Source organism: Chloroflexota bacterium, assembly GCA_016875535.1.
GTDB lineage: Bacteria > Chloroflexota > Dehalococcoidia > SHYB01 > SHYB01 > VGPF01.
Genome location: VGPF01000034.1, coordinates 1 through 25,846 on the forward strand (window position 1 = coordinate 1; position 25,846 = coordinate 25,846).

Below are 25,846 nucleotides of genomic sequence, written 5' to 3' on the forward strand. Positions count from 1 at the left end.
GTGCCCTCGGCGACATCGGTCAGCCGGTCACGCCCGCTTGTGAGTCGTCCAAGACGGACAGATCGTACGATCTTCCTTCGTCGCGTGGGCCTAGGCCAAGTGCGAGTGCGATGCGGGGGCTGAGCGCCGGGTACCATTCGGCGCGGCGTCCCGCAACGGGGCCGCTCTGCAGAACTCTGTGGCATAGGCTGAGGGTGTATCGCCATACGTTCCTCTACTTCAATGATAAGTACTAACGTCAAGTGGGGAGAGGACAAGAGGGTCTACCACGGAGGGCGCAGAGGTAAGGAGGAGCAAGGAGCAGGGAGGTAGGAGATGTGCCCGGGTGTGAGCGGATCAGGCGGGACGGAATTTAGGGAGGGTGACTTCCGGGGTGACGTCTTCGAAGACGACGCGGACGGGCATGCCGATGGTGATCCGATCGTTCGGGAGACCGACGATGTTGGAGTAAAGGAAAGGGCCTTCTTCCAGCTGGATGAGGGCGACGACGTAGGGGAGGTCGTTGACGAAGGCGGGGATGTAGGGCTGGTTCATTTCGATGCGGCCCCAGATGACGCCACGGCCGCTGGCTTCGACGAATTCTCGGTCAGGGGAGAGGCACCGGTTGCACTGGAGATAGGGAGGGAACCAGACGTTGCCGCAGGCGCGACACTTGGGCAGGACGAACTTGTGTTGTTTGCAGGCGTCCCAGAAGGGACGGGCTTCCGGCGTGATATTCGGGAGGGGTTTTGTGTAGGCGGTTTTCATGAGCGAATCATCGCAAGGGTACGGAGTGGAGGAGGAAGAGTCAAGGGTGTGTAAGGGTTCGGCGTGCAGGCCCACAACATGCGGTATTCATGAAAAGCGGCGCACAGGGCTATGGTATACTTCGCAGCCAAACGAATCTGCGGCCGTGGGGCAGATCACGACGTGACTACACCTGCGCTCCTTTCGAAGACGCCCCTGCATGAGGCGCATGTGCGTCTTCGGGCCAAGCTGGTGCCCTTTGCCGGGTGGGAGATGCCGGTGCAGTATGGGGGCATCATCGCCGAACACCGGGCGGTGCGAAGCGCGTGGGGCATCTTTGACGTTTCGCACATGGGACGCGTGCGCCTGTGGGGAGCCGATGCCGGAAGGCTACTGCACCGGCTGATGACCTCAGACGTGCCAGCCTTAGCGGAGTGGCGCGCGCGGTACGGGCTGATGTGCCTTGAGAACGGCGGCATCTTGGACGATGTCGTGGCCCTCCGGCAAGAGGCAGGCCGCTGGTACCTGGTCTGCAATGCCTCGAATCGCGAGGCGGTGCTGAAGCACCTGGCCGGCGAGCGGGCGCGACTGGTCGGCCATGCCGATACATCGCTCGAAGATGAGACGACGGCGACGGTGATGATCGCGGCGCAGGGGCCGATGGCGATCGAGGGGGCCTCGGCCGTGCTCGGGGCATCGTTCGGCGCGCTGAAGCGGTTCGGCGGAGGCCTTTTCCGCTGGAAGGGCGTCCCGGCGCTGGTGACGCGCACGGGGTATACGGGCGAGGATGGAATCGAGATCGTTGTCGCCGCTTCGCAGGGAGTCGCGCTGTGGGAGGCGCTGCTGCAGGCGGGGGCGATGCCTTGCGGCCTAGGGGCGCGGGATACCTTGCGCCTGGAGGCGGGCCTGCCGCTCCATGGGAATGACATCAGCCTGGAGAGGAATCCTATCGAGGCTGGGCTTGAGCGATACGTGCGGAGCGACGAGGGATTCATCGGGGCGCGCGCGATCCACGAGGCGCAGAGGCGAGGCGTGAGCCAGCGGCTGGCGGGCTTCCGCGCCGTGCAGAAGGGAGTTGCGCCCCGGCATGGGCATAGCCTCTTTCACGAAGGAAGGGCCGTGGGCGTGGTGACGAGCGGATCGCCTTCGCCGACGCTGGAGGCGAATATCGGGATGGGGTATATGACGCGGGAACTGGCGAAGCCGGGGACGCGGCTGACGGTTGACGTGCGCGGGACGAAGGTGGCGGTGGAGATCGTCCCGCTGCCCTTTTATAAGCGGATAGCCTAAGGCGAGCGCGGCAGGCATGAACCCACCAGAGCTTCGATACTCGAGAGAGCATGAATGGGTGCGCATGGAGAAAGATGGGACGGCGACCATCGGCATCACGCACTATGCCCAGGAGCAGCTGGGAGACGTGGTCTATGTGGACCTGCCCGAGAAGGGGAAGGGGCTTTCGCAGTTCACGAAGTTCGGAGAAATCGAATCGGTGAAGGCGGTCTCCGACCTCTTTGCGCCCATAGGCGGGGAGATCATCGCGACGAACGCGGCGCTGAAAGATTCGCCGGAGCTTGTGAATACGGACCCCTACGGCCAGGGGTGGATGGTGAAGGTGAAGCCGCGCGATACGGGTGAACTGAAGAGCCTGATGGATTCCAAGGCCTACGACCTGCTCCTCCAAGAGACGACGTGACGCGATAGCCGTGATCCCGTACCTACCCACCACGGAGCGCGACCGCAGGGCGATGCTCGACACCATCGGCGTCGAGAGAGTTGACGCGCTCTTCGCCGATATCCCCAAGGAGTTTCGCGATCCCGGGCTGAACCTGCCACCGCCGCTCTCCGAGCTTGAGCTGAAGCGAGAGCTGCAGCGCCTGGCGGCGAAGAATGCCAGCGGCGACGAGTGGGGCTACTTCCTGGGCGGAGGCGCGTACCGCCACTTCATCCCGGGAGTGGTGTGGAACCTGGTGAAGCGGAGCGAGTTCCTGACGGCCTACACGCCCTACCAGCCGGAGATCAGCCAGGGGGTGCTGCAGGCTTCGTACGAGTTCCAGACGCTCTGCTGCCAGCTCCTGAACATGGAAGTGGCGAATGTGGGGATGTACGACGGCGCGACGGCCTTCGCGGAGGCGGCGCTGATGGCCTGCCGCCTGACAAAGCGGGCGAAGGTGCGGGCGCTTGCCACCGTTTCTCCCAGGTATATCGCCGTGCTGGAGACGTATGCGGTGCCGCAGGGCGTGGAGGTTGAGGTGGTGGAGACGGCGACGGCGGCCGGCGGACCTGAGATCGCCTGCCTTCTGGCGCAGAGCCCCAACTTTTCCGGAGCTATGGAGGACCTGGACCGGTTGGGGAAGGCGACGCACAGCCACGGCTCGCTCTTGGTGGTTGCCACAGACCCGATCGCGATGGGCCTGTTCAAGCCGCCAGGGGACTACGGGGCGGACATCGCGGTGGCGGAGGGACAGCCGTTGGGGGTGCCGATGAGCTTTGGGGGGCCGTATGTGGGCATCTTCACGTGCAAAGCTTCGCATGTGCGGCAGATGCCAGGGCGCATCGTGGGGAAGACGGTGGATGGGCAGGGGAAGACCGGGTATGTGCTGACGCTGCAGACGCGGGAGCAACATATCCGCCGGGAGCGGGCCACTTCCAATATCTGCACAAGCGAGACGCTCATCGCCATTGCGAATGCGGTCTACATGGCAGCGCTGGGCAAGTGGGGGATGCGGCGGGTGGCGGAGCTGTGCTACCACAAGGCGCACTACGCGGCGGCGCAGATCGCCAAGATACCCGGCTATGCCATCGCCACGGAGGGCGTCTTTTTCAAAGAGTTCGCCGTCACGTGCCCGGCTGCGCCTTCGGAGATCAACAAGGCGCTCAGGGCGCGGAAGATCGTCGGCGGGCTGGATATCAGCAGTCCCGGGACGCCGAACAGGATGCTGGTCTGTGTCACCGAGGTGAACACGAAGGCAGAAATTGACTCGCTCATCGAAGGTTTGCGGGAGGCGGCGGATGGAAGATAAACGCCGCCTGCTGATGGACCGGAGCCAGCCCGGGCGGAGAGGGACGACGCTGCCGGAGTGCGATGTGCCGGAGGCGGCCTTGCCGGAGAGGCGCTACCTGCGGGACGACCTGCCGATGCCGGAGGTGAGTGAGCCGGAGATCGTCCGTTATTTCACGCACCTTAGCCAGTTGAACTACGGAGTGGACACGGGCTTCTACCCGCTAGGCTCCTGTACGATGAAGTACAACCCGAAGCTGCACGAGGATGCGGCGTCTTACCCCGGTTTTGCCAGCATCCACCCCCTGTTGGATGGGGAGCTTTCCCAAGGCGCGCTCCAGCTGATGCACGAGCTGCAGCAGATGCTGGCGGAGATCGCCGGGCTGCACCGGTGCAGCCTGCCGCCGGTGGCGGGGGCGCACGGGGAGTATGCGGGGATGCAGGTGATCCGCGCTGCACTGCGGGCGAAGGGCCAGGGGCACCGGAAGACGGTAATCATCCCGGATTCGGCGCACGGGACGAACCCGGCGACGGCGGCGATGTGCGGCTTCCAGGTGGTCTCCGTGCCTGCGGACGGCGACGGGAACATGAACCTGGGGAGGCTGCAGGAGGCGCTGGCAACGGGAGACGTGGTGGCGCTGATGATCACGCTGCCCAGCACGCTGGGGCTCTTCGATAGGAATATCGTGGAGATCTGCCGGATGGTGCACATGGCAGGGGGGTATGTGTACGGCGACGGGGCGAACTTCAACGCGCTCCTGGGGCGGGTGAAGATGGGCCAGCTGGGGTTCGACGTGGTGCACATGAACCTGCACAAGACGTTCACGACGCCGCACGGGGGAGGAGGCCCGGGCTCGGGCGCGATCAGCGTGAGCCGTGAGCTTGCGCCCTTCTGCGCGACGCCGGTGGTGACGCTCAGGAACGGGCGCTACCAGCTGGAGACGCCGGACAAGAGCTTTGGGCGCATCTCCACGTTCCACGGGAACTTCGGCAATCTGGTGCGGGCCTATTGCTATATCAGGATGCTGGGGGCGGCAGGCCTGCGCGAGGTGAGCGGGAACGCGGTGCTGCACGCGAACTATGTCCAGGCGAAGCTGAAGGCGACCTACGGCCTGGCCTATGACCGCCGCTGCATGCATGAAGTCGTTTTTTCGCCGACGCACCTGAAGAGGCACGGCGTGCGAGCGCTGGATGTGGCGAAGCGGCTGATTGACTATGGCTACCACCCACCGACGATGTATTTTCCCCTGGTGGTGGAGGAGGCGCTGATGGTGGAGCCGACGGAGACGGAGACGAAGGAGACGCTGGACGCCTTCATCGAGGCGATGGAGCAGATCGCGAAGGAGGCGGCGGCCACGCCTGCGCTGCTGCATGAGGCGCCGCACCATGCGCCGGTGGGACGGCTGGACGAGGCGCGGGCGGCGCGGCAGCCCGACCTGCGGTGGCGCGGCGGCCGGAAGCCTGCATAGCAAGAGGTCATCATGGTGCCTGACGCGATACACGGCCATATCCTGTACGAAGCGCTTTATGCGGTGGGAGTCTTCATCGCCTCCTACATCACAGGGCGGGTCGTTTCCAAGGTTGTTTTTCCGCTCATCCGGAAGCTGACGGCGAAATCGCGCACGAATATAGACGACCTGCTGCTCCACGCCTTCTCGACACCCATCATCCTCTTCATCACGGTGCAGGGGACGTTCAGCGCGCTCCAAGGCCTCTCCGCCCTGGACCAAGCTGAAGACGAACTCAACAAGGCGTGGCTGGCAACATCCGTCGCGATCGCCTTCTGGCTGTTGAGCCGGTTGCTCCAAGCGGCGATCACATGGTACGGGCAGGAGGTGGCCTCCAAGACGGAGACGAAGTGGGACGACCAGGCGCTGCCGATCATCAAGCGCATCGTGAGCATCACAACGCTGACGATAGGCGTCCTCTTTGTCCTTCAGTCCATCGGGATCTCGATCAGCCCGCTGCTGGCGGCTCTGGGCATCGGCGGCTTGGCGGTGGCCCTGGCGCTGCAGCCGACGCTCTCCAACTTCATCTCCGGGACGTATGTCCTTTCGGACGGGTCGCTACGGCCGGGGGACTATATCGAGGTGAGCGGGGGGCCGGTGGGCACGGTGCAGGAGGTGGGCTGGCGCATCACGAAGCTGCTGACGCCGCAGAACAATATCGTGGTCATCCCGAACGCGAAGCTGGCGGACAGTGTCATCACGAACTACAACCAGCCTCTCCCGGCCATCAACGTGCCGACGGAGTGCGGCGTGAGCTATGAGAGCGACCTGGCCCGGGTGGAGCAGACGGCGCTGGAGGTGATGCTGGCCATCCGGGACAGGATGCCCGAGGCAGACAAGAGCTTTGAGCCGCGGGTCATCTTCTCTTCCTTCGGCGATTCCAACATCACGTTCAACTGCGTCATGCGGGCGACGGACAGGCCCGGCTCTTTCCGCATGAAGAGCGCGCTTATCCGGGACCTGCACAAGCGGTTCACGGCGGAAGGGATAGAGATCAACTACCCGGTGCGCAAGCTGATGTTCCCGCAGAACGGGACGCCCGCGCCCGCGCCACGATTGTTCACGGAGCCGCCGCCCCCGCCGGAGCCTGGGGGCGATGACGAGCCGAAGGGAACGTATCGCGGCAGGCCGATCAAGGGGAAGGTGGGGACGTATGGGAACAGGGCCGACGAGGATGACGACGGCGGGGACTAGACCTTGGCCTTGATCTTGGCAAAGTCAAAGCTGGCGACATCGGTCAGGGGCAGGGAGTAGACGTCTCCGCGGGCGCCCGCGGAGACGGGATCACCGCCGCGCTCCAGGAGCGGGATGAGGGAGCCGAGGAGCATCCCGTTGATGACGATAGAGGCCTTGCCGTGGATGGAGGCGCCTTTGATCTCGTAGTAGGCGGGGGCGCGCTCCAGGATGCAGCAGACGCGGTCGTCCTTGAGGATATTGGCGAAGGCGCGGGTCTCCCTGGGCAGGCGGAAGTAGAAGGTCCCATCGGCCACGCAGCAGGCTGCGGCATCGGCCCAGAGGCCGCCATCCTCATCGTTGGTGGCGACGACGCACCAGCGCTCGTTCGAGGCGAAGGCAACCAGCTCATCGTGCGTGAGGGCGATGCTTTCGCGGGGCATTATCGCTTCCTCCTCACATCCGTCAGCATGGCTGCCTCAGACGGGAGAATCTCAAGGAGGATGCGTTTGCCGCTGGCGAGACGTTCCTTGGAGCGGCTGGAGACGCCCTTGGAGACCCAGGAGCTTGTCTCTGGAGTCTCCCGGGTGGGAAGCTCGAGACCTTCGCGAAGGCGGGCCTGACCGCGGACGATGGCGGCCTTGAAGGATGGGTCGTCGTATCTGGTGGTGGCAAGGCAGGCGACGGTGGGGTCGCGCTGGAAGTTCTGGACCTTGGCGCTTTTGCGATAGGTGCTGAACTGGATGCGCCCTTCGCCGATGAGGCAGAGCATGGGATGGCCGGTGGGTGAGCCGTCCTTTCGTCGGGAGATGAGGAAGGTGCGCGGGTTGGCGCGAACGAAGGCGAGGACATCGGGCGGCAGGGGGAGCTCACTATCGGGCATGGCTACTTCTTGATGGGTGCGAAGCGGGCGCGCACATCGGCGACGGTGGCGATCTCGCGGCCCATGCTGCGGGCGAGGGAGGCGATCTCGCGGACGCGCTCGGCGTTCGTGGGGAGGTAGCCGGGGCCGCCGGGGTTATCGCCGAGGCCGACGCGGACGTGACCGCCATTGGCGATGGCCCATGTCCAGCATTCGAGAGCGGACTGGTAGTTGACGCCGAAGGGGAGGAAGAGCCACTCGCAGTCCATGTCCTTGGGGATCATGCCGGCGAAGACCTCCAGGTAGCGCGGCTCCGGCGGGAAGCCGAAGGGGTGGTTCTCCGCCAGGAAGAATTTGAGGAGGGAGGGGCGGTGGTAGTGCCCCATCTTCCAGAGGGTGATGGCGTTGCGCACCATGCCGGGCTCGAAGATGTCATGGGAGACCCAGAGATCGTGCTTCTTGGCGAACTCCATGTGGTGCATGATGGCGGACCATGGGTCGAGGAGGACGGTATCGTCCAGCGTGCGGCCGACGAACTTGTTGGTAGCCGGGTCCACTTTGATGATGTTGACGGAGCCGCCGATGATGGGGGCGATCTCCAGACGGCACAGGGGGTCCTGGGCGAGGGCCTCCACATGGCGGTAGCGCTCCGGCATGGGGATGGTGAGATAGGTGGGGTAACAAGGGATATCGGCCACGCGCCGGATGGCACGGAAGATGCGGAGGTAGATGTCCGGGTCGTTGAGGCGGGGGGCGCCGGTGCGTGGGTCGCGGCCGTGGAGGTGGATGACGGAGGCGCCGGCTTCGACGCAGGCGGCGACATCGGCGGCGATCTCCTCAGGCGAGAGGGCGACGTTGGGGTTCTGCTCGCGGGTGACGTTCTCGTTGAGGCCGACGGCGATGATGAGCTTTTTCATGGGGAACCAACCTGGCGGGAAAGTGGCGGGATGGTAGCATGAGGGATGGGGCGTGTAAAGAGGAAACAGCGGCGAAGAGTCCCCGCTAGACCAGAGCCTTTGCCTCGGTCAGCCGCGTGATGTCAGCCGGGGGCATGCCGAGCAGTTCAGCGTAGATGCGGGTATTGTCCTCCGCCCAAAGGGGCGCGGCTTTGCGGATCTCGCGGGAGGCGCCGTGGATGAAGGCGGGCGAGGCGTAGCCGGGGCGCCTGCCGATGACGGGGTGGACGATCTCCTGCCACATCCCACGCTCGCGGAGGTGGGGGTCTTCATAGACCTGCTGGATGTTGTAGACGGGGGCAGAGGCGACGCCGTGCTGCTGCAAGATATCCGTCGCCTCCTGGGGTGTGTGCCGGCGGGTCCAGGCTTCGATGAGCTTGTTCAGCTCGGCCTGATGGGCGACGCGCGAAGCGGGCGTGGCGAACTCCGGGCGCTGGGCCCAGGCGGGATCGCCCAGGGCTTTGCAGAGAGCGGCCCACTCCTCTTCCGTGCGCGCGCCGAGGGTGACCCACTGCTCAAGTCCCTTACAGTGATAGACGCCGTGGACGGGGATGAACTCGTCGCGGTTCTCTTTCTTCTTTGGGATGGAGCCGTTGACGGCGTACTGAAGAAAGGCGTCCGGGATGGCGTTGAAGGTAACTTCAGCCTGGGAGACGTCGAAATAGGCGCCTTGGCCGGTCTCCTGGCGGCGGGCAAGGCCGCTGAGGGCCAGCATCGCGCCATAGAGGGCGGAGACGTAATCCGTGTAGACGAAGGCGGAGTTGGAGGGCGGGCCGCCCTCGTAGCCGCCAAGCATGGCGAAGCCGGCCACCGACTCCAGGAGCGGCCCATAGGCGACGTAGTTCCTGGTGGGGCCTGTGGCGCCGAAGCCGGAGAGGGAGACGTGGATGATGCCGGGGTTGGCCTTGCGCAGCTCGCCATAAGGGACGCCCATGCGCTCCATGGTGCCTGCGGCGAAGTTTTCTATGACCACATCGCTGATGCCGACGAGCTTGAGGAAGTGGGCGCGGCCCTCCGGGTGCAGGAGGTCTATGGTGAGGCCGAGTTTGTTGCGGTTGATGATGTTGAAGTAGAAGCTGCGGTTCACGCCGCCGACGCCATCGAGCATGGGGAAGTTGTGGCGCAGGTTATCGGGACGGCGTTCCGTTTCGATCTTGACGACCTCCGCGCCGGCATCGGCAAGGAGGGAGGTGGCGTAGGGCGAGGCGATGGCGGTGCCAAGCTCCAGGACGCGGATGTGGGAGAGGGGCAGCCTGCTCATGCAATGACCCCTTGGGCGGCAAGGGTCGTGAGCTGGCGGCGTGAGAGGCCGAGGGTGGACATGAGGACGGCGCTGGTGTGTTGGCCCAGGCGCGGCGAAGGCGCGGGCGTCTGCCAGGGGAGGCTGGGGGTGAGATAGGGAGGGCGCAGGTAGGCCATATCGCCCGTTGCGGGATGGCGCGCCTTGCGGAAGATGCGGCGGCTGACGAACTGCGGGTCGGTAAGGGTTTTATCAATGGTGCGCGCCGGGCCGATGGGCAGGTCGGCGGCTTGGGCCTTCACGTAGAAGTCTTCGTTCGTCTGCTCCAGGAGCCAGGGCTGCATGAGCGCCGTGACGTCTTCCTTGTACTGCGCCCGGGTGCGCCGGTCTTTGAAGATGGGGTCCTTGGACCAATCCGGGTCGCCCATGAGCTTGACCAGGCGGTTCCAGTGGGCGTCCTGCACCAAGAAGATGCTGGTCCAGCCGTCCTTGACGCGGAAGAAATCGAAGGGGCCGATGCCGTAGATGCGCTCATTGCGTGGCTCCACCATGCCGTCAAAGGAGAAGCGGTTGACGGGTGTGGATTGGGTCGGCATCACGGACTCGGTCTCGGAGACGTCCACATGGCTGCCCTGGCCGGTGACCTTTCGCGAGACGATGGCGGTGAGGGCGCCCATCGCCACAGCAAGGCCGCCCATGACGGCGGCAGGGCGGCCGGGAAGCGACAGGGGAGGCTCATCGAGGGCGTCTACGTGCTGGGGGGTGTACCAGCTGGCCCCGGTCATGTGCAGGGCGGTGGAGGGATAGGCCTTCCGGTTGCGGTAGGGGCCCGTCTGCCCATAGGGGGTGACGGAGGCGACGACGAGACGGGGGAACTGGGCGTGAAGTTCCTCGTAGGTCAGCCCTAGGGCCTCCAGGTCTTTCGGCTGCTTGTTGTGAAGGAAGATGTCTGCCTTGGCGAGGAGCCCCTTGAGGAGCTTGCGCCCGGTAATCGTTCGAAGATTCAGGGCGACGCTGCGCTTGTTAGCGTTGAGCCAAGCGAACATAAGGCTGGTATCGCGGGGGCCTGCGCCGGGGGAAGGCGATCTGGCGAAGGGCGGCATGGAGCGAGCGGGGTCGCCTTTGGGAAGGGACTCGATCTTGATGACATCGGCGCCCAGGTCGGCCAGGAGCTTCCCGGCAAACGGGGCGCTGTAGACTTCGCCGAGCTCGATGACGAGGGTGCCTGCGAGGAATGGCCGAGGGCTCATAGCGCCGACTATCTTAGCGGTTTGCAACAAGCCGGGCGTCAGAGTGATACTGCTCCCCATTACCCACTTGCGGGAGGAGTCTCTTGTGCCGGCAAGACGCAACAAGGCACTGGTACGCAGATTCCTGGACGAGGTCTACAACAGGGGAAACCTGGCCGTGGCCGATGAGGCGATCGCAAAGCGGTATATAAGCCACAACAAGCTCAACCTTGAAGTCACGGGGCCTGCAGGGATCAAAAAGGCGGCTCAGCTTCAGCGCAGGGCCTTCCCTGATATCAAAACGCACTTTGAAGACCTGATAGCCGAAGGCGACAAGGTGGTTGTGCGAGCCTATGACACAGGGACGCACACAGGCGGGCCATTCCTGGGGTTGCCGCCGCGCGGGAAGAAGTTCAAGGTTACTTGGATAAACATCTTCCGAGTGGAGGAAGACAAACTCGCGGAGGCGTGGGTGGAAGTGGACGTAGAAGACTGGCGACGACAGCTTGCCGGGAAGTAAGGATGCCCGCTAGACCTGCCGCAGAGGCTGACGGGGCATGGCCTCCACGATCTTGGCGCGAACGACGAGGGCGGCACAGATGAGGGAGATGCCCATGATGACCTGCCAGTCCACATCGCGAAGGACGGCGACGAGGATGAAGACGAGGAGGCCCGCGCCGACGCCCCAGCCGGTGTTGCGGCGGATGATGATATAGGGAAGGCCGACGGCCAGGCCCGCAAGCCACGAGACGGGCGAGGCGACAAGGGCAACGCCGACAACGGTGGCGAGGCCCGCTCCACCGCGAAAGCGGAGGAAGGGTGAGTGGAGGTGGCCGACGATGGCGGCCACGCCCGCCAGGACCGCTAAGCTTGGCGAGAGGCCAAGCCAGTGGCCCATAACGAGGGCGAAGGCGCCTTTCCCTGCATCCAGAAAGACGGCGAGGACGCCGAGCTTTTTGCTGACTTTGCGAAAGAGATTGGCGGCGCCGGGATTGCCGGTGCCGACCTGCCTAATATCCACGCCTTTGAGCCGGCCGAGCCAGTAGGCGAAGGGGAGGCTACCGAGGAGATAGCCAATGAAGATCGCGAGAGGAACGGCTGCGAAGAGTGTCACGGGTCACGCCCTGTTGGGATTTATGAGAGGAGGAGCGCTGGTGAGCACTCGCTGCTATCACCCTGATAGGATACAATAAATCTCGCAATTCGGCATCCCCTCCCTCCTGGAGTTTGTCGCATGACGCAAGCGAACGAGCAGCCCGCCGCCATCTCTAAGGTTTACGAGCCTCAGAAGGTTGAGCAGCGGCTGTATAAGACGTGGATGGAGAGGGGCTATTTCAAGCCCAAGATCCAGAAGGGCAAGAAGCCGTTCACCATCATCATGCCGCCGCCGAACTGCACCGGGGAGCTGCACATCGGCCACGCGCTGACGGCAAGCATCGAGGATGCGCTGATACGGTGGCATCGGATGAAGGGCGACCCGAGCCTGTGGCTCCCCGGGACCGACCATGCGGGGATCGCGACGCAGGTTGTGGTGGATCGCCAGCTGGCGAAAGAGGGGCTGGACCGCAACAAGCTGGGGCGGGAGAAATACCTGGAGCGGGTGTGGGAGTGGGTGCTGCAGTCCAAAAGGCGCATCAGCGAACAGCACCAGCGCCTTGGGGCATCCTGCGATTGGTCGCGGGAGCAGTTCACGATGGAGGAAGGGCCTTCCAAGGCCGTCCGCAAGACCTTTGTGGAACTCTATCACAAGGGGTTGATCTACCAGGGCGAGCGCATCATTAACTGGGACCCGGTCTCTAAGACGGCGCTCTCCGACCTGGAGGTGGAGCACAAGGATGTGCAGGGGAGCTTGTGGCACTTCAAGTACCCCCTTGCCGATGGGTCGGGCCACGTTGTGGTCGCGACGACACGCCCGGAGACCTACCTGGGCGATACGGCGGTGGCCGTCCATCCGGAGGACCCGCGCTATAAGAAGCTCATCGGCAAGAAGGTGAAGCTGCCGGTGATCGGGCGAGAGATCCCCATTGTGGGCGACGACGCCGTGAGCCGGGAGTTCGGCACAGGCGCGGTGAAGGTGACGCCCGCCCACGACCCGACGGACTTCGATATCGGCACGCGCCACCGGCTGCCGTTCATCAATGTGATGAACCCGGACGCCACGATCAACGAGCACGGCGGGCCGTTCAATGGCCAGGACCGGTTCGCGGCGAGGAAGAATATCGTCGCCGAGTTCGAACGGCTTGGCCTCCTGGAGAAGATCGAGAAGCACAGCCACGCCGTAGGCCACAGCCAGCGCACGGGCGTGCCGGTGGAGCCCATCGTGAGCAAGCAGTGGTTCGTGAAGGTGGGCAATCATGAGGAGGTGGAGAGCATCGCGGGGCGGGCCCATGCGGCGGTGGCGAACGAGCAGATAAAGATCGTGCCGGAGCGCTTCACCAAGGTCTATCTGAACTGGATGGAGAATATCCGCGATTGGTGCATCAGCCGCCAGCTCTGGTGGGGGCACCGCATCCCCGTCTGGTATTGCGACGAGTGCAAACACAAGACGGTGGCAGAGGAGGACCCGAAGGCGTGCGTGGAGTGCGGGTCACCGAAGATCCACCAGGATAGCGATGTACTGGATACCTGGTTCAGCTCAGCCCTCTGGCCCCATTCGACGCTGGGCTGGCCCGAGCAGAAGGACGACCTGAAGTATTTCTACCCCACGGCGGTGATGGAGACGGGCTATGACATCCTCTTCTTCTGGGTGGCCCGGATGATCATGATGGGCATCCAGAACACCGGGGAGGTCCCCTTCCGCACGGTCTACCTCCACGGCCTGATCCGTGATGAGCACGGCGAGAAGATGAGCAAGGTGAAGGGGAACGTTATCAACCCGCTGGACGTTATTGACCAGTATGGAACGGACGCCCTGCGCTTTGCCCTCACCACCGGCACTTCGCCGGGGAACGACGCCCGCCTGACAACGACGAAGCTGGAGAACAGCCGCAACTTCGCGAACAAGATATGGAACGCGGCGCGATTCGTGATAAGCAGCATTGACCAGGCGGGCGGGAAGATCGGGCCCATCGGCACGGAGCTGCCGCTGGAGGACCGCTGGATCCTCAGCCGCCTGAACCGGACGACGGCGAAGGTGAACCAACTGATGGAGGAGTTCCAACTGGGCGAGGCGCAGCGGGAGATCTACGACTTCCTGTGGAGCGAATATGCCGATTGGTATATCGAACTGAGCAAGCCCCGGCTCAAGGGGCCGAGGGAGCAATCGCCGCTGCCGGTGCTGGCACACACGCTGGAGCAGACGCTACGGTTGCTGCATCCCTTCATGCCGTTTGTGACTGAGGAAATCTGGCAGTCCCTTGTGACGCGGCTCCCATCGGACAGCTCGCGGCCCGCTTCCATCATGGTCGCGCCGTACCCCATTGCGAACGCCTTCCACATTGACGACGACGCGGAACAAGATGTGCGCATCCTGATGGACGTGATCACGGCGATCCGCAACGCCCGGGCCGAGCTGAAGCTGGACCCGATGAGGCAGGTGGAGGCGATCGTGGATGCGGCGACGCATAAGCCGCTGGTGGAGACGCATCGAGAGGCCGTGGCGACTCTGGCGCGAGCCAATCCGGTGAAGGTCTACGGCGACGGCCATGCCGCGCCGACGCCGGAGGGGGCGCGAGTGGCCGTGCTGGGCGCGATGCGAGTGATCATCCCCACCACCGGCCTCGTGGACACCGGGGCGGAGCGGCAGAAGCTGGAGAAGGAGCTTGCCGGCCTTGCGGAGGCGACAGAGAAGCTTTCGGCGCGGCTGGGCAGTGAGGCCTTTACCTCCAAGGCGCCGGCGACAGTGGTGGAGAAGGAGCGGGCGCGGCTGACGGAGTATCAGGAGAAGCTGGCGAAGATGCGGGAGCGGCTAAAGGAGTTGGGGTAGAGAGGGCTAGGCCAGCCCCTTCAGCGCCTTCTCCGCAACTTCCGGATTCACCATGTGCGGCGGCTGTTTGCCATCCAGGATAGCGATGAGCTGATCGGCCACGATGCGCGATTGCTCCCTGGTCTGGCCTGGCGTGGAGCCGCCGATATGGGGCGTCATGACGACGCTATCCAGGGCGCACAAGGGGTTATCGGCGGCGACGGGCTCCTTATCAAAGACATCCAGGAAGGCTCCGGCGATGCGCTTTGTCCTGAGGGCTTCCACCATCGCCTCCGTATCCACGGCTCCTGAGCGGGCGGTGTTGATGAGAAAGGCCGACGGCTTCATCATCGCGAACTGGGCCTTGCCGATCATCCCTTTGGTCTCCGGTGTCACATGGACGTGGATCGAGAGGAAATCGGCCTCCTTCACCACAGTCGCCAGGTCTGCACGGATGACGCCAAGCTGCTTGAACGTCTCATCGGGGGCGTAGGGGTCGCAGGCCAGGATGCGCGCGCCGAAGCCGCGCAGACGTCGTGCGACAGCCTTGGCCACTGCGCCAAGGCCGACGAGGCCGATAGAGGCATCGCTCAGATCACTCCCCTGGAAGCCGAAGTAGACGCTGCCCTGGTTGGTAGCCCAACCGCCCTGCTTGGTGAGATTGGCTGCGGGGATAACCCTGCGCGCCATAACGATCATCCCGCCGACGGCAAGATCGGCGACGCCTTCAGCGTTGCGGCCTGGCGTGTTAAGGACAAGGACGCCGTGCTTGGTGCAGGCGGGGATATCCACGTTGACGGGGCTGCCGCGGCAGGAAATGACGACGCGGAGGTCGGGGCAGCGGGCAAGCAGATCATCGTTCACACGGTCAATCTCCGTGACAAAGATACGCTTTCCCTTGAGGATGGGGGCAAGGTCGTCAACGGTGTAGCCGCGCCGCTCGCGCTTGGACCAATCTTGGAAGTCAACGCCGGCGCGGTGGGCGAACAGATCTGCGGCCTTGGGATCGAAGCGCGCGGTGATGAGGACAGAGAGCTTGGACATGGAGTTCCTTTTAGGCCAAAGGCCGGAAAATCAGCCTTGTCAGGCTATCACCGGATGAGGCGAACTTCCACACCCAGCTGCAGCCTGCCCCAGATGCGGTCGGCTGTGATGATTGGCAGGCCGAGGCGCAAGGCCAGGGCAAGGCAGGCGCGGTCTCCAAGGGAGAGGCCGAACTTGGAGGTGACGGGCCACATCGTTGCGGCGCGCTCAGCGTCTACGATGGAGAACGGGAGAATCATGATGCCAAGAGCCTCCAGGTCATCCCGAAAGCCGTTGATGTCCACGTTCCGCGCGAGAGACTGCTGCACCACTTCAGCGTAGTTGACGCTGGACAGCACCGCGCCATGCAGTCGCGCTTCTACATCGGCTCCGCCCTGCTCGCCGTGGAGAGCGGCAAGCAAGGCGGAGGCATCCAGCACGAGCTTCGGGATAACACTCACGAAGAACGCTCCCGCCGAGCTTCAGCGCGGCGCTCCTCTATGAGGGCGTCTACCAGGGTAACATCCTTAGGCACAGCCTTGAAGCGATCCTTGAGCCGGGCGAGCACGTGATCCCGCTTCTCAAAGACCAGGCGGCCATCTTCAGCCCGGGCGCGGAGGGAATCCCCGGGAGAGAGGCCCAGCAGTTCGCGCAGCTTTGCGGGTATCACCAGGCGTCCCTGAGGACCTACGTGGACCTCAGCCTCTCTGGCGGCCATGTAAGTGGCGCCAGCCTCCCGTATCATAGAGACCTTCTCATGGGCCCCCTTGCCCTCTTTTTCGGTTGTGTATCGGAATGGTTTCTTAGCCATGGCGTGCTCCGGTAGACGTGGCGATTGTATTCGGATATTGCCACTATAGCATGTTTTGTGCCACTGTCAATATTTAGTGCCACTCACACGGAATGTGCCACATCTCGCAAGCGTGTTCTAGAGAAGGATCGGCTATCCCCAGGTTGCGAGCCTATCGGCCAGGGTGCGCCAGCGAGCGTAGAGGGCGTCATATTGGGCAGCGGCGTTCTTCTCGGGTATTGCGGCCACTCGGATATCGGTCATGCGCTCCACGGCTTCCGAGAAATCCTTGCAGAGGCCGATGCCTACTGCCGCGCAGATCGCCGCGCCGAGCGCGGCAGGCTCGGAGGTCTCCGGCCTGGAGATAGGCCTATTCAACACATTGGCGACGATGGAGAGAATCGTGTTACTGCGAGCGAGGCCGCCGCACATCGCTGTGGCCTGGCCCGCTTTAGGGGTACTTTCGCGGACCTGGCGCTCATTGCCGCGGATGACATAGGCGATGGATTCCAGGAGCGCTCGGGTGAGATGGGCTTTCGTGATGGCCGTCTCAAAGGGAGCGGGAGAGTCCGGGGCAAAGAGGAAGGCCTTGGTCATGGTGTAGGGTTTGGTTTGGTCCATCACCGCCTGGCCCATGATGGCCTTCATGCCGCCGGAGCCCGGGGGAATGCGGGCCGCCGCCTTCACAAGATCGCCATAGGCGTCGCCCTTGGGAGAGGTAGGCCGACCGAACTGATCGCGATACCATCGAAAAAGGATGCCTGCGTTGCCGCCGTTGCTCTCCAGCACCCACTGCTTGGGTGGAACATGGAGGCCCGTCCAACAGTGGCTTGCCTCGTTCAGCAGCGGCTCGCCTGTGACACCCATCACGGGGATAGTGGTGCCTGCGACGATGGCGATATCACCTGGAGAGACGGCGCGGCAGGCAACGAGGGCGCACTGGGAATCGCCGCCGCCTGCGATGACGGGCGTCCCCTTGCGCAGGCCTGTGACCTTGGCCGCCGCTTGGGTCACGCCACCGATGCGATAGCCGCCCGGCACGATGGGCGGGAGGAGCGATTGCTGGACTTTGAAGTGACTGACCAACTCCTTGGACCAGCCGCCTATGCGGATATCTACAAGGAGCGTTTCGGCGGCCCCGGAATCGGCAAGGGCGGCATTACCGGAGAGCTGATAGGCCACCCAATCATTCAGGCAAAGGAGGTGCGCGGCGTTGTCCAGGAGCTGTGGCTGGTGTTTGGCGAACCACTTGATGCGATAGGGGGCCATAATCGGCGAGGGCCAACGCCCATTGATGCCATAGGCGAAGGCGTCAGCCTTGGGAGCCATCTCGGTGCGGCCCCGGGGGTCGCGGTTTGGAGCGGCGTAAAGCGTCTCGCCCGACTTGCCGACAATGGCTATTCCGTGGCGCTGGCTGGTGGTGGAGACGGCGGCAACATCGCTTGATTTAGCATCCGCATCGCGGATGCTGCGGCGCACCACCTTGCCGATGGTTGCCCACATGGCCGCGCCATCGAACTCCGTGGCCCCGGGAACATTTGGGACACTGCTATAGGCGATTTCCTGGTAGGCCGAGCCTAACTCCCGGCCCGCGAAGTCAAAGACGACGCTACGGACGGCGCCAGTGCCGAAGTCTATCGCCACCAGGCAGGGCGGCATCGGCTAGATCCTTGTGATCTTCTCCGGAACGCGGATCGGCTTGCCGATCTGGAGGGCCATCCAATAGACGTGGGCGTTCTCCTCCGTCATCATGTTCACCATCGTCGCCACTTCTATGGATGGGCCAATGCACGTGAGGCCGTGGCCACCTAGAACCACGGCCCGGCGGTCCTTCAAAGCGTCCACCATGGAGTGCTGGCCCTGCTCCGTGCCGAAGTGGGTGAAGGGAAGCACCCTCACCACGCCGCCGGCCAGCTGCTGGGCTGTGCCCAGGACGGGCATGATATCCATGCCCACCGCGCCGAAGACGTTGGAATAGCGGGCGTGGGTGTGGCATATGCCCATAACATCGGGACGGGCGCGGTAGATATAGGTATGGACGTCCGTATCCGTGGAGGGCTTCAGACGGCCCTCCACGATGGTCAATTCGTCCTTCACGACGACGATGTCCTCAGGTTTCATGTTTTCGTACGGATAGCTGGTGGGCGTGATGCAGATGAGGCCGGTTTCCTTATCTCGAGCGCTGTAGTTGCCTTGGGTGCCGACGGTGAGGCCAGCTCTATCGCACCTAAGGGCGGAGGCGATGACGCGCGCGCGGAGCTGTTCGAGAAGCATGAGGCAGTCTCCTTCAGTTCAGTTGGGCGAAGCAGTGGGCGGAGTATAGGACAGCGGTCATGACGCAACAAGCGAAGGCAGTGCGGAGAGAGCTACCTTGGCAGTCCCAGTCCCCGAAGGGCGATGATATTCTTTTGGATCTCCGAGGTTCCGCCGGCGATGGTCCAACCCATCCAGAGGCGATGGTTATGCTGCATCTCGCCTTTGAACGGGGCGCGGCGTTCTCCGCGCTCCAGCTGGCCGTATTCGCGCAGCAGCTCCATGGCGATTTGAGACATCTGCTGGAGGAGGCCGCTGGTGAAGCCCTTGTCCATGGAAGATTCATAGGAGGGGCTGCCGCCTTTAGACTGCATCCAGACGACGCGGAGGGAGAGCATGCGGGCAACGCCGAGGCGGACTTTGATCTCGGCAAGCTTGCTGCGAAGGATAGGCTCCTTCTCGATGCCGTTCTGCCTGGCGTACTTGAGGAGGTCTTCAAAGACCTGCTCCGCCATCACCACTTGGGCGATCCACGAGCGCTCGAACTGGAGGCCGTAGGCCATCTGGTACCAGCCGCCGTGGAGCGTCCCCAGGAGGTTGGAGCGCGGGATGCGGACGTTATCGAAGAAGACCTCATTGAAGTGATGGTCACCGGTGAGGTCGTAGAGGGGCTTCACGCGGACGCCGGGCGTCTTCATATCCAGCAGGATCATGCTGATGCCCTTGTGCTTCTCTGCCTGGGGGTCCGTGCGGGCCGCCAGCAGGCCCCAATCGGCCTCGTGGCCGCCGCTGGTCCATATCTTCTGGCCGTTCACGACGAAGTGGTCGCCGTCCGCCACGGCGGGCGTTTGCAGACCCGCGAGGTCAGAGCCGGCGTTTGGCTCGCTGTACAGGGTGCACCAGTTCACCGTATCGGCCACGATGCGGGAGATATGGGTTTGCTTCTGCTCTTCCATGCCGTAGCGCAGGATAAGGGGGCCGACCCACATGACGCCCATACTGCGGCCCGGCGGCGCTTTGCGCTTGGCTAGCTCTTCGTTATAGACCATCTGCTCCAAGACGGAGCGCTCCTGGCCGCCATAGGCCTTGGGCCAACCCATGGTGAGCCAGCCCTTGGCGGCGAGCCTCTTCCGAAAGCTCTTTTCAATAGCGCTTTTCTTTTTCCTATCATCCTGATAGGCGGCGGGCCAGTCGGGGGGCAACTCTTGATCGAGGAAGGCGCGCACTTCCTTGCGGAAGGCTTCTTCTATGGGGCCGGGGCGAAGGTCCACGATAGTCTCCTGGAGTAAATCGGGCCAAAGTGTAGCACACTCGCCTATCGCGATGGCCAGCCGACCTGCGGCGTGCTGTGCACTTGATTTAGCTCAAACCACCAGTCAGCAGAGGGGTCTAGGATAAAAGAAAGCCCGCCCAGGTTACCTGGGCGGGCTTTCCGTCAAGCCGAGGAGGGAGAGGCTTACCTATCGAACCAGACGCGCTCCATGCGGTTCTGGGGGCCGACCGACTGAAAGGGCGCACGCCAGCCCTTCACATGGGCATGGGTAACCCAGCCGTCCACCTGGTAAACGGTGGGGATGAGGGTGGCTTCCCGAATGAGCTTGCGCTGGATCTCATAGACGATGTCGCGCCGCCTGGTGAAGTCGAGCGTTCCCTCTTGCTGAGCGACTAAGTCTTCCACGCCGTAGTTGAGGTTCGCCCTATTGCGAGCCGAGTTCCTCACGATGTAGTCAACAAAGATGGCGCTTGGGTCGTCGTACGAGGTGCCGCCGGTGGTCATGGAGATGTCCCAGCCCTTCGCGAGGAGGGAGCTATTGAACTGGGTTGATGCTTCTTGGACCAGCCTGATGTTCGCGCCGCTGTTGTTGAGGAGCAGCGAGTGGGCGGCGATGTGGTAGGGGTCAACGTTAGGGCTGATGATGCCTAAAAAGGTGAGGTTCAACGTCTTGGGATCCACGCCTGCAGCGGCGAGAAGTTTTCTTGCCTCGGCTACCTCTGCGCTGTAGGAGGAACCAAAGCCGGGGAATCTGAGTATCTCCGCATCGGGCAGACCCCACTGGCCGTTCACCTCTGGCGAAGGCATGTGATGGGGCGGGAATCTGCCGAAGCCTCCGCGGGGGAGGAGCAGAAGGGCCCGCCTATCCAACATCCGGCTGAAGGCCTCCCGGACGCGGACGTCATCCCACGGCTTCTTTTCCATGTTGAACATCAGGTTGAACTGATCGGCTAAGACGAGGGAGACCTGGGCGCCGGGGAACTCCTGCTTGATGCGGTCGGAGTTGATGGTGACGAAGTCATGGTCATGGCCGCAGCCGCAATCCAGGCGGCCGGTGCGGAAGGCGCTATAGGCGAGGGCGGGGTCGCCTGCGATGACGAAGATCTCCATGCCGTCAAGGTAGGGGAGGGCGCCGCCGCCGGCATCGGTCAAGTGGTACTTATCGTTCTTCTGCAGGACGGTCTTGTTGTTGCGCTCCCAGGTTCCGAACTTGAATGGGCCTGTGCCCACCGGGGTCTCCTGGAACTTCGCGGCTTGGATGTGGGGTGGGTACATGAGGACGGAGAAGGCGGCGACACTGGGGAAGAAGGAGGCGCTGGGCCGCCGCATGGTGACCTTCACCGTGCGGGCATCCACAGCCTCAACGGACTGCACGGAGGCGAACTTCGTGCGGTTGAAGCCGATGGTGGGATCGGGAGGGTTGATGCCGCGGTTCAGGTTCCAGACCACGTCCTCCGCGGTGAAGGGCTTGCCGTCATGCCAGGTGACGCCTTGCCGGATCTTGAAGGTGTAGCTCATCCCATCGGCAGCGGCAGTCCATTCAGTCGCAAGGTCGGGAACGATCCTGCTGTTGCTATCGAAATCGTAGCGGACAAGGTTGCTCCAGATGTTCTGGACGAAGGGCACGAAGCCGCCGACGCTGTTCCAGGTATCCCAAACGGGGGCCCATTCTCGGATATCACGCACGCGAAGGACGCCACCTCTCTTGACGGTGGGGCCCGCTGTGGGAGGAGGAGCCGTGGGCGCCAGTGTTGCGGTGGGGATCGGCGCGCGTGTGGCCGTGGGGGCGGGCGTGGCAGTGGGCGCTCCGGGAGCCGTTGTAGGGGCCGGGGCCACTGTGCTGGCGGCAGTCGGGGGTGTTGTTGGTCGCGGGGCAGAGGTAGCCGTGGGCGCCGCAGTGGGTTTCGGTGTAGCTGTGGGGTCCTCGTCTCCGCCACAAGCGCTGATGACGAGCATCAACACGATGGCGAGACTTACCAGGACCGAAAGTTTCCTCACTTTTGTCATGCCTCATCTCCTCCTTAGGGAGCGATTCTTTGGCGTTTTTCCTTGACCTACGCTCTTCGCGGTGGCGCGACTCTACGGTACAGGACATCAGTTGTCAACCTGATTGCACCGCTCCATCTGCGCTGCTCCGCTTGAAGGACGCTCGGGGCGAGCGTCGGGAGGCGATCACTGCGTCTCCGGGTCCGAAAAGGAGTCCGCATCCCTGTATAATCCGCGCCATCTGCAGAGGTGGGATATGCCGACGATCAACGTTCTGGTAGCGCATCAGGGCGCCACTGATGATGAGGCCCAGCGGATCGCCGCCGTTGACCCATCGGTCCGGGTAACGCGCGCGCTCTACGTGGACCCCATGGTGACAGATTGGATACTCTCGTTGCGCAAGCCGGAGGACCGCGGTCTGCCTTTGCCCACCAGCGACGCCTTTTTTGCCGCGCTCTCCGAGGCGGAGGTCATCTTTTGTGTCCGCCTGCCGGACGATATCCTCCAGCTGGCTCCCAAGCTGAAGTGGGTCCAGGTCTATGGCGCTGGGGTGGACTATCTGCAAAAGACGGGCATCCTGGAAAGGGGCATCCTGCTCAGCAACAGCAGCGGCGTCAACGCGCCGCCCATCGCCGAATTTGTCCTGGGCTACATGATCATGCATGTGAAGCACATGGCGGAGCGGGTGGAGGCCCAGCGGAGGGGCGAATGGCGGCGGATGATGAACGATTCGTTGGAGGGGAAGACGCTGGGCATCGTGGGGCCGGGGCACATCGGCGGGGAGACGGCCAGGCGGGCGGCGCCCTTCGGCATGAGGATCATCGCGGCGCGAAGGTCGTACACGCCGGGTGAGAAGCTGCCCAACATCGAGCGGGTCTACCCAATGGGCCAACTCCGGGAAATGCTGACCCGATGCGATTACGTCCTTGTCTCTGTGAGCCTGTCAAAGGAGAGCCAGAGGCTCATCGGCCAAGGGGAGTTCGCGGCGATGAAGCGAGGCGCCTACTTCATGAATGTGGCGCGCGGAGGCGTGGTGGACCAACAGGCCCTTATCTCCGCGCTGCAAAGCGGCCATCTTGGGGGCGCGGCATTGGATGTCTTTGACCCGGAGCCGCTGGAGAGCGATAGCCCCCTGTGGCGCATGCCGAATGTCTTTGTCACGCCGCACAATTCAGGCGGCTATATCCGTCATGAGGAGCGCTCCAGCGCATTTTTCTGTGAGAACTTGCGCCGCTACATCAGGGGCGAGGCGCTGTTGAACCGGGTAGACCCCAAGGCTGGGTACTAGAGGCTTGGGTACTAGAGGCTACGGTATGCCGTAGAGGGCACCTTGGCCAAGAGAGCGGAGAAGGTCGAGGCCTTTCTTGGTATCGCTGGCGAGGCGGGCCGGGTCGCTGGACTTGAGGCGCAGCTTGAAGAGCCAGTAGGTGAACTCCTTCATCAGCGTGAGCGACATCTCGGCGGGGGGCTTCTCTTTCCGCTCTTCACAGAATCGCTTGATGAGCTCTGCCTGAGCTGCACCATAGATGCGCTCATAGACGATTTCATCAAGCCGGGTCTCCTCCGGCTTGCCGGAGGCTCGGCGGGACTTGCGGACCTCACGTTCCACGGCTAGATGGATGGCTTCTTCCACGGAGATGCCGTACCAAAAATTGGTGACGGCACGATGCTTGGCAGGGCCGATGAGCCGGCGGAAGTCATCGGCGCTGAGGGGTGAGGGGAGGCGACCGTAGAGCAGCAGCGCTTCAGTCTCCTCTACTGGGACGAGGCCTTGGACGGAGGCGAGGAGGCGTTCGGCGAGGACGAGCCAATCCAGCGCCTCATCGGCGACGAGGTAGACGTAAAAGCGATCGCCAACGACCTCGGCGTGGAGATCCCACCGTTCTATGGCCTCCAGAAGCGCTGTGAGCCAGGGTATGCCCTGTGCCAGATCGGCTTTGAAGCGCAAGGCGGCTTCCGGCTCCCGCCCTAGGAGCGCGGCATCCTTGGTGAAGACTTCCGTGACGGTAGTCATATCTATCCAGAATACGACGAAGCCAGGCCTGCCGCCACCGTGCGGCCAGCGGATGCCCTGATACAATCCCAGGGGTCGCGGGAGATGGGATGGCTTGAGGCCTTCCCCTACGTTGGACACTGGAGGGAAGCGATATGGAGTTCATCGCGCCGTTCCCGTGGATGGGGAGGCACGCCACAACTGAAAACGTGGTGCAGGTTGCGAAGGCGGCGGAGGAGATGGGGTATGCCGAAATCAGCATCGGCGAGCACTTCATGTACCCCAAGCGGCCAAGGGCGAAGTATCCGTACCTGCCGGGCGGCGTTCTGCCGATAGACCCAACTCAGGTGAACCTGGATATCTTCACTACGCTGGCCTTTGTGGCGGCACATACCAAGCGGCTCCGATTGCGGAGCGGGCTCATCGTGCTGCCGTACTACAACCCCTTCATCGTGGCGAAGCAGGCGGCAACGGTGGACCGTCTCTCCAACGGGCGTCTTATCCTCGGCATCGGAGTCGGCTGGATGGAGGACGAGTTCGCCTTCTTGAAGGCGCCCTTCAAGGAGCGCGGGGCGTACACGGATGAAGGGATCGCGCTAATCAATGCGCTCTGGCGGGGCGACGAGCAGTTCACAGGGAAGTACTACTCATATAAAGAGGCGTACTTCCCTGGGAAGACGACGCAAAGATACCCGCCGATCCACATCGGCGGGGCCTCTGAGGCGGCGATGCGTCGCGTGGCGCGCTACGGCGATGGGTGGCACATCATCGGCGCGAACGCGGAGCAGACGCTGGAGTGGCGGCAAGTGCTACGACGATATCTGGCGAAGGAGGGGCGGAAGGAGAGGGAGATCACGCTCGTGGGCGGGAGCGCGGCGGTGACGTTCGACGGCGGGAGGCCGGACGCGAAGGATGCGCTGAAGCAGGTGGAGGCATGGGCGAAGGCCGGCGTGAGCACCTGCGGCGTGAACGTGGGCGGTTTCACCATCGGCGTGGATGAGACGCTGAAGCGGATGGCGTGGTTCGCGGAGAAGGTGATGCCGAAGGCGAAGGGATAGGTCCAAGGAGCGAGAGCAGGGGTTGGGGAAGAGATTATCCAATGAGGACACAGAGCGCACAGAGGCGAAGAGAGTAGGGACCGAGGAACCGAGACTGGGGAGCGGCAGTCAGGAACCTGCGCCCTTTCGGCTTGAGGGCTCCACTTTTGGCGGACCCGCCGCTATCAGTTGATCGAGGATCCTGAGCTTTTCGGCGAAAGATAAACGCCGCTCCGCTTCTGCCCTACGCCTCTGATCCTCAAGGAGCTTTTTGTGTAAGAGCTTGGTAACGCCTTGCGAGCGTGCCGTCATGGTCTAGCCTCTTAAATAGTTTGCGCAGAGTATCCTGATGCACTACTTCATCGAGCAAGAGTACCCGAGCTTTGTCTTGACTGCGGTGCACTCGCAGGGCTTCGAGCAAGAGATGCTCTGGTTTTGCCACATTGACGGTAATTCCTTCCACTTGCTTGACATCCGGGGCTTCCAAGGCATCTTGGATTATCGGGCTGATGTTTGCCGGAAAAACCTCAACCGGAGTGTCCTGTATCACCACAGCACGTCCTTGGATTTTTCCAAACTTAGCGAGCTGCTTAAACAGGCCTAGGAACGCCCGGTCACCGCCCTTCACAGCAACAGCGATGTCAATATCGCGAGTGAAGAAAGGCCTAGTGTATGCCATCGCTGCGACTGACCCGAAGAGCATAAACTCATCAATAGCACCTTGCTTCTTGAGAGCGTTAAAGACCTTTAGCACATCCACGATCGCCATGACGGCTCAAGGCCTCCGGCTTTTTCTGATTTGTTTGGCTTAGTGGGCGCCGCCGACCACGCGGGCGAGGGCGCGCGCGCCGAACTCGAGGCCTCGGCGGGGGAGATCGGCAGTCGGCGGCTCCGT

General features: G+C 63.2%; 25 protein-coding genes. 9 read left to right on the forward strand and 16 right to left on the reverse strand.

Going from position 1 to position 25,846, the window contains the following annotated elements:
* Positions 1–336: 336 nt before the first annotated feature.
* Positions 337–747, reverse strand: coding sequence for a hypothetical protein (locus FJ039_09345; protein MBM4406366.1), 411 nt, complete (start codon positions 745–747; stop codon positions 337–339).
* Between the two features lie 111 nt (positions 748–858).
* Here FJ039_09345 and gcvT point away from each other — a divergent pair, with 111 nt between their 5' ends.
* Genes gcvT through FJ039_09370 form a run of 5 tightly spaced genes read left to right on the forward strand, consistent with a single transcriptional unit; the run spans position 859 to position 6,426 of the window.
* Complete coding sequence (gene gcvT, locus FJ039_09350) at positions 859–2,016, forward strand: glycine cleavage system aminomethyltransferase GcvT (GenBank protein MBM4406367.1); 1,158 nt, start codon at positions 859–861, stop codon at positions 2,014–2,016.
* A 16-nt stretch (positions 2,017–2,032) separates the two neighbouring features.
* Positions 2,033–2,419: a glycine cleavage system protein GcvH gene (gene gcvH / locus FJ039_09355; protein MBM4406368.1), complete on the forward strand. Its 387-nt coding sequence runs from the start codon at positions 2,033–2,035 to the stop codon at positions 2,417–2,419.
* Positions 2,420–2,429: 10 nt separating this feature from the next.
* Positions 2,430–3,746 (forward strand): aminomethyl-transferring glycine dehydrogenase subunit GcvPA, encoded by a 1,317-nt coding sequence (locus FJ039_09360; GenBank protein ID MBM4406369.1) that lies wholly within the window; start codon positions 2,430–2,432, stop codon positions 3,744–3,746.
* The gene (locus FJ039_09365; protein MBM4406370.1) at positions 3,736–5,193 is read left to right on the forward strand and encodes a glycine dehydrogenase subunit 2; all 1,458 of its coding nucleotides are present in this window, start codon (positions 3,736–3,738) and stop codon (positions 5,191–5,193) included. The genes FJ039_09360 and FJ039_09365 overlap by 11 nt, the downstream gene beginning before the upstream one ends.
* Positions 5,194–5,205: 12 nt before the next feature.
* Positions 5,206–6,426 carry a mechanosensitive ion channel family protein gene (locus FJ039_09370; protein MBM4406371.1) on the forward strand — a complete coding sequence of 407 codons (1,221 nt, stop codon included), beginning with the start codon at positions 5,206–5,208 and terminating at the stop codon, positions 6,424–6,426.
* Here FJ039_09370 and FJ039_09375 read toward each other — a convergent pair.
* The 5 genes from FJ039_09375 to FJ039_09395 form a co-directional block, all read right to left on the reverse strand.
* On the reverse strand, positions 6,423–6,848 hold the full coding sequence (locus FJ039_09375) for a pyridoxamine 5'-phosphate oxidase family protein (protein MBM4406372.1): 426 nt from the start codon (positions 6,846–6,848) through the stop codon (positions 6,423–6,425). The genes FJ039_09370 and FJ039_09375 overlap by 4 nt on opposite strands.
* A complete protein-coding gene (locus tag FJ039_09380) occupies positions 6,848–7,288 on the reverse strand; it encodes a hypothetical protein (protein MBM4406373.1) in 441 nt (146 codons plus the stop codon). Before FJ039_09380 ends, FJ039_09375 begins: the two co-directional genes overlap by 1 nt.
* 2 nt (positions 7,289–7,290) lie before the next feature.
* Positions 7,291–8,184 carry a 3-keto-5-aminohexanoate cleavage protein gene (locus tag FJ039_09385; protein MBM4406374.1) on the reverse strand — a complete coding sequence of 298 codons (894 nt, stop codon included), beginning with the start codon at positions 8,182–8,184 and terminating at the stop codon, positions 7,291–7,293.
* Positions 8,185–8,269: 85 nt separating this feature from the next.
* Positions 8,270–9,484: a CoA transferase gene (locus FJ039_09390; GenBank protein ID MBM4406375.1), complete on the reverse strand. Its 1,215-nt coding sequence runs from the start codon at positions 9,482–9,484 to the stop codon at positions 8,270–8,272.
* Complete coding sequence (locus tag FJ039_09395) at positions 9,481–10,773, reverse strand: CoA transferase (GenBank protein MBM4406376.1); 1,293 nt, start codon at positions 10,771–10,773, stop codon at positions 9,481–9,483. Before FJ039_09395 ends, FJ039_09390 begins: the two co-directional genes overlap by 4 nt.
* Here FJ039_09395 and FJ039_09400 point away from each other — a divergent pair.
* On the forward strand, positions 10,676–11,212 hold the full coding sequence (locus tag FJ039_09400; protein ID MBM4406377.1) for an ester cyclase: 537 nt from the start codon (positions 10,676–10,678) through the stop codon (positions 11,210–11,212). The genes FJ039_09395 and FJ039_09400 overlap by 98 nt on opposite strands.
* Before the next feature lie 9 nt (positions 11,213–11,221).
* Here FJ039_09400 and FJ039_09405 read toward each other — a convergent pair whose 3' ends face one another.
* A complete protein-coding gene (locus FJ039_09405) occupies positions 11,222–11,806 on the reverse strand; it encodes a glycerol-3-phosphate acyltransferase (GenBank protein ID MBM4406378.1) in 585 nt (194 codons plus the stop codon).
* A 120-nt stretch (positions 11,807–11,926) separates the two neighbouring features.
* Here FJ039_09405 and FJ039_09410 point away from each other — a divergent pair, with 120 nt between their 5' ends.
* Positions 11,927–14,617, forward strand: coding sequence for a valine--tRNA ligase (locus FJ039_09410; GenBank protein MBM4406379.1), 2,691 nt, complete (start codon positions 11,927–11,929; stop codon positions 14,615–14,617).
* Between the two features lie 6 nt (positions 14,618–14,623).
* Here FJ039_09410 and FJ039_09415 read toward each other — a convergent pair whose 3' ends face one another.
* The 7 genes from FJ039_09415 to FJ039_09445 all read right to left on the reverse strand — a co-directional run bounded on the left by FJ039_09415 (position 14,624) and on the right by FJ039_09445 (position 21,621).
* Positions 14,624–15,640 (reverse strand): 3-phosphoglycerate dehydrogenase, encoded by a 1,017-nt coding sequence (locus tag FJ039_09415; GenBank protein ID MBM4406380.1) that lies wholly within the window; start codon positions 15,638–15,640, stop codon positions 14,624–14,626.
* A gap of 47 nt (positions 15,641–15,687) precedes the next feature.
* Positions 15,688–16,071 carry a type II toxin-antitoxin system VapC family toxin gene (locus tag FJ039_09420; GenBank protein ID MBM4406381.1) on the reverse strand — a complete coding sequence of 128 codons (384 nt, stop codon included), beginning with the start codon at positions 16,069–16,071 and terminating at the stop codon, positions 15,688–15,690.
* A 5-nt stretch (positions 16,072–16,076) separates the two neighbouring features.
* Positions 16,077–16,337: an AbrB/MazE/SpoVT family DNA-binding domain-containing protein gene (locus FJ039_09425; protein MBM4406382.1), complete on the reverse strand. Its 261-nt coding sequence runs from the start codon at positions 16,335–16,337 to the stop codon at positions 16,077–16,079.
* A gap of 225 nt (positions 16,338–16,562) precedes the next feature.
* Positions 16,563–18,068 (reverse strand): hypothetical protein, encoded by a 1,506-nt coding sequence (locus FJ039_09430; GenBank protein MBM4406383.1) that lies wholly within the window; start codon positions 18,066–18,068, stop codon positions 16,563–16,565.
* Between the two features lie 3 nt (positions 18,069–18,071).
* On the reverse strand, positions 18,072–18,683 hold the full coding sequence (locus FJ039_09435; protein ID MBM4406384.1) for a hypothetical protein: 612 nt from the start codon (positions 18,681–18,683) through the stop codon (positions 18,072–18,074).
* A gap of 92 nt (positions 18,684–18,775) precedes the next feature.
* A complete protein-coding gene (locus FJ039_09440; GenBank protein ID MBM4406385.1) occupies positions 18,776–19,933 on the reverse strand; it encodes an acyl-CoA dehydrogenase in 1,158 nt (385 codons plus the stop codon).
* Between the two features lie 185 nt (positions 19,934–20,118).
* Entirely contained in the window at positions 20,119–21,621 is a 1,503-nt protein-coding gene (locus FJ039_09445) for an ABC transporter substrate-binding protein (protein MBM4406386.1), read from the reverse strand.
* A 556-nt stretch (positions 21,622–22,177) separates the two neighbouring features.
* Here FJ039_09445 and FJ039_09450 point away from each other — a divergent pair.
* Entirely contained in the window at positions 22,178–23,209 is a 1,032-nt protein-coding gene (locus tag FJ039_09450) for a D-2-hydroxyacid dehydrogenase (GenBank protein MBM4406387.1), read from the forward strand.
* An 18-nt stretch (positions 23,210–23,227) separates the two neighbouring features.
* On the opposite strand, the gene FJ039_09455 is transcribed toward FJ039_09450, so the two are convergent.
* The gene (locus FJ039_09455; protein MBM4406388.1) at positions 23,228–23,935 is read right to left on the reverse strand and encodes a hypothetical protein; all 708 of its coding nucleotides are present in this window, start codon (positions 23,933–23,935) and stop codon (positions 23,228–23,230) included.
* Positions 23,936–24,069: 134 nt separating this feature from the next.
* Here FJ039_09455 and FJ039_09460 point away from each other — a divergent pair, with 134 nt between their 5' ends.
* Entirely contained in the window at positions 24,070–24,972 is a 903-nt protein-coding gene (locus FJ039_09460) for an LLM class F420-dependent oxidoreductase (protein ID MBM4406389.1), read from the forward strand.
* Positions 24,973–25,210: 238 nt separating this feature from the next.
* Here FJ039_09460 and FJ039_09465 read toward each other — a convergent pair whose 3' ends face one another.
* On the reverse strand, positions 25,211–25,720 hold the full coding sequence (locus FJ039_09465; protein MBM4406390.1) for a hypothetical protein: 510 nt from the start codon (positions 25,718–25,720) through the stop codon (positions 25,211–25,213).
* Positions 25,721–25,846 lie beyond the last annotated feature (126 nt).

Excerpts from the sequence above, each read along its gene's own strand:
- FJ039_09345 (MBM4406366.1), bottom strand. The coding sequence starts at position 747 with ATGAAAACCGCCTACACAAAACCCCTCCCGAATATCACGCCGGAAGCC.
- gcvT (MBM4406367.1), top strand. The coding sequence starts at position 859 with ATGGTATACTTCGCAGCCAAACGAATCTGCGGCCGTGGGGCAGATCAC.
- gcvH (MBM4406368.1), top strand. The coding sequence starts at position 2,033 with ATGAACCCACCAGAGCTTCGATACTCGAGAGAGCATGAATGGGTGCGC.
- FJ039_09365 (MBM4406370.1), top strand. The coding sequence starts at position 3,736 with ATGGAAGATAAACGCCGCCTGCTGATGGACCGGAGCCAGCCCGGGCGG.
- FJ039_09370 (MBM4406371.1), top strand. The coding sequence starts at position 5,206 with ATGGTGCCTGACGCGATACACGGCCATATCCTGTACGAAGCGCTTTAT.
- FJ039_09375 (MBM4406372.1), bottom strand. The coding sequence starts at position 6,848 with ATGCCCCGCGAAAGCATCGCCCTCACGCACGATGAGCTGGTTGCCTTC.
- FJ039_09380 (MBM4406373.1), bottom strand. The coding sequence starts at position 7,288 with ATGCCCGATAGTGAGCTCCCCCTGCCGCCCGATGTCCTCGCCTTCGTT.
- FJ039_09385 (MBM4406374.1), bottom strand. The coding sequence starts at position 8,184 with ATGAAAAAGCTCATCATCGCCGTCGGCCTCAACGAGAACGTCACCCGC.
- FJ039_09390 (MBM4406375.1), bottom strand. The coding sequence starts at position 9,484 with ATGAGCAGGCTGCCCCTCTCCCACATCCGCGTCCTGGAGCTTGGCACC.
- FJ039_09400 (MBM4406377.1), top strand. The coding sequence starts at position 10,676 with ATGACGAGGGTGCCTGCGAGGAATGGCCGAGGGCTCATAGCGCCGACT.
- FJ039_09395 (MBM4406376.1), bottom strand. The coding sequence starts at position 10,773 with ATGGGGAGCAGTATCACTCTGACGCCCGGCTTGTTGCAAACCGCTAAG.
- FJ039_09410 (MBM4406379.1), top strand. The coding sequence starts at position 11,927 with ATGACGCAAGCGAACGAGCAGCCCGCCGCCATCTCTAAGGTTTACGAG.
- FJ039_09415 (MBM4406380.1), bottom strand. The coding sequence starts at position 15,640 with ATGTCCAAGCTCTCTGTCCTCATCACCGCGCGCTTCGATCCCAAGGCC.
- FJ039_09425 (MBM4406382.1), bottom strand. The coding sequence starts at position 16,337 with ATGGCCGCCAGAGAGGCTGAGGTCCACGTAGGTCCTCAGGGACGCCTG.
- FJ039_09430 (MBM4406383.1), bottom strand. The coding sequence starts at position 18,068 with ATGCCGCCCTGCCTGGTGGCGATAGACTTCGGCACTGGCGCCGTCCGT.
- FJ039_09435 (MBM4406384.1), bottom strand. The coding sequence starts at position 18,683 with ATGCTTCTCGAACAGCTCCGCGCGCGCGTCATCGCCTCCGCCCTTAGG.
- FJ039_09450 (MBM4406387.1), top strand. The coding sequence starts at position 22,178 with ATGCCGACGATCAACGTTCTGGTAGCGCATCAGGGCGCCACTGATGAT.
- FJ039_09455 (MBM4406388.1), bottom strand. The coding sequence starts at position 23,935 with ATGACTACCGTCACGGAAGTCTTCACCAAGGATGCCGCGCTCCTAGGG.
- FJ039_09460 (MBM4406389.1), top strand. The coding sequence starts at position 24,070 with ATGGAGTTCATCGCGCCGTTCCCGTGGATGGGGAGGCACGCCACAACT.
- FJ039_09465 (MBM4406390.1), bottom strand. The coding sequence starts at position 25,720 with ATGGCGATCGTGGATGTGCTAAAGGTCTTTAACGCTCTCAAGAAGCAA.